Source organism: Bacillus sp. AP50, assembly GCF_040492675.1.
Lineage (GTDB): Bacteria > Bacillota > Bacilli > Bacillales > Bacillaceae_G > Bacillus_A > Bacillus_A cereus.
In genome coordinates this window covers 1-2,123 of sequence record NZ_JBEUTW010000672.1, presented here as the reverse complement: position 1 = coordinate 2,123, position 2,123 = coordinate 1, and the positions used below count along the sequence as shown (strand labels likewise).

Below are 2,123 nucleotides of genomic sequence, written 5' to 3'. Positions count from 1 at the left end.
AACTAATACAGCTCCCTTATAAGTATAATTTCTCCTCACCTCCATAATAGAACAAAAAATGAAAATTTTTAATATTTTCCTAATAATTGGAATATGCTGTTAGCTTAGAGAACTTTGATATATTCCGTTTTTCATTTATTTAAAAATCAGATTATAAAAAAACACCTTCAAGAATGAAGGTGTTTTTTTCTTATAAGTCAGCGTGTGTTTGTAATAAATAATCTGGTCTTGCTGGTGCACCTCCACCGTCTCCTATATTTACAGCTTGATTTTTAAAAGAGTCGTTTAACCCTAACGATAGGATACTAATTAAAGATATTCCAAGTATAGTTAGATAGATTTTTTTCATTATTTTAACGCTCCTTTTTCTAATTCATTTTTTTGAGCTGTATTGCTCATATAAAAATATTGACTTGCTTTGTTATGGTTATTTTCTTCATAAAACTTTAGAGCTAAGATATCAGCATATTCTTTTACGCATTCCCATAGTTTTTCTTGTTTGAAATAAGTAATACCTTCTGAAATAAATATTTCTAAAGTTAATGTAGGGACATTGTTGTTGAGGGCTCTTAAAATTTTAAAACGATGTTGGAATTCTTGATTGTTAAAATCGTTACTAAGTTTTAATCCTTTTTGAATTAGTTGATCGCTGTAATTATGGTCATTTATCTTATAGTATTCATATGCTTCTACGAAAAATGCTTTGAAATGGTTTGGATTGTTCTTTGTTACTTCAGATACATGACGAATCGCGAGTTTAGATAAATTTTGTTTTGAATATAACCAAGCTAAATTATGTCTTACCATAAGGATAGAATTTTTATGGTTATTTTTTTGGAATGTGTCTAGTGCCTTATTAAATGACTCCTCAGCTAATTCGAAATGTTTTAAATCAATACAACACAGACCTATAAAATTGTCACATAGTGCTACATTTATTTCATAACCTTCATGTTTTAAAAACTCTTCTTTAGCTAATTTTATATAATCAAGAGCTATTACTTGTTTATAGATTTGATAATAAAAATACCCCATTCGATAATTAAATTCAGCATGTTCTATTGGATCAGGAATGTGTATTAATAGTTCTTTAGCTTTTTCATAGTGTTCACTTGCTTCAGTGTAATTGGATGTTAAAGTAGAATGGAATGCTTTAAAGAAGTGATAATAATAAGCTAGGAAGTCATCTGCTGGAGTTGTGAAATTATCCATTTCATCAAAACTGCTTTCGTTAATACTTATCCAATCTGTTAATGCTTTGTATCTAAAATCTAATAAAGAATAATATAAGATTACGTTTTGATTTTCCTTGACATTGTTAATTTCATTTTCTATATACTCTTTTAATTGTTTTGCTTTAACTAATTGTTGTTTTAACATGGATTGATACCAGTCGTTTAATAATTTTGTTATTTGTTCATTTTCTAGTTGAACATTCATAGAATCTTCCCCTTTTCCAAAATTATCTATATCTAATGTAAAACCATGGTATCATGGTATTACATTAGATTAACCTTTAAATAAGTTGATATATATAATTTTGAATATTCTGTTCATTTTACCTTTAATTTTATTGCGGTCTTTATTTAGTATGGTTTTAGCAAAAAAATACTAATAAATCCAGGGCACATTTATGGACATAATGAAGGATATTACATACGTTTATCATACACCTATGCTTTAATTTTACATTTATTAAATTTAATATATTAATTAATAGAAATCACCCATACACTTTAATGTTAGGTCATTGCCATCAAGTTAAGAAATTCCTTATCCTAAAAATGAAAAAAATGATTTGTCATAAATTGGTGTAGAGAGATAAAAATTTTCTTTTTGTGGGTATGTTAAAATTTTAGCTTGATGGACATATGTCACGCCCCCTATTACTGATTGTTGTTAGAACTGCTGCTCCCACAAGAAGAATATCTGAAAAAATTATTTTTAAACAAAAACTCTTTATAAAAGAACACAAGTTCGTATATAATAAGAACAAACGTTCTTTTGATTTAGGGAGGAATAACAGTGTATGACTATTCTATCTTACCGAATAGAATCATCTTATGTGTTGATTTACGTAGCTTTTACGCTTCAGTAAGTTGCATCAAAATGGGGTTAGATCC

The 2,123-nt window shown here is 27.6% G+C and carries 2 protein-coding genes and 1 pseudogene; 1 reads left to right on the top strand and 2 read right to left on the bottom strand.

The genetic code is table 11. The annotated features are described in order from the left end of the window. Positions 1-190: 190 nt before the first annotated feature. Complete coding sequence (locus ABWK52_RS28260; RefSeq protein ID WP_000725639.1) at positions 191-349, bottom strand: Phr family secreted Rap phosphatase inhibitor; 159 nt, start codon at positions 347-349, stop codon at positions 191-193. After that, the gene (locus ABWK52_RS28255; RefSeq protein ID WP_353772319.1) at positions 349-1,440 is read right to left on the bottom strand and encodes a hypothetical protein; all 1,092 of its coding nucleotides are present in this window, start codon (positions 1,438-1,440) and stop codon (positions 349-351) included. The genes ABWK52_RS28260 and ABWK52_RS28255 overlap by 1 nt, the downstream gene beginning before the upstream one ends. 585 nt (positions 1,441-2,025) lie before the next feature. Between ABWK52_RS28255 and ABWK52_RS28250 the strand changes: the two are divergent. Beyond that, positions 2,026-2,123 (top strand): annotated as a pseudogene (locus ABWK52_RS28250) (damage repair protein); the annotation flags it as partial.

Bases quoted from the DNA above. Each gene is read 5' to 3' on its own strand.
- ABWK52_RS28260 (WP_000725639.1), bottom strand. From the start codon at position 349: ATGAAAAAAATCTATCTAACTATACTTGGAATATCTTTAATTAGTATC.
- ABWK52_RS28255 (WP_353772319.1), bottom strand. From the start codon at position 1,440: ATGAATGTTCAACTAGAAAATGAACAAATAACAAAATTATTAAACGAC.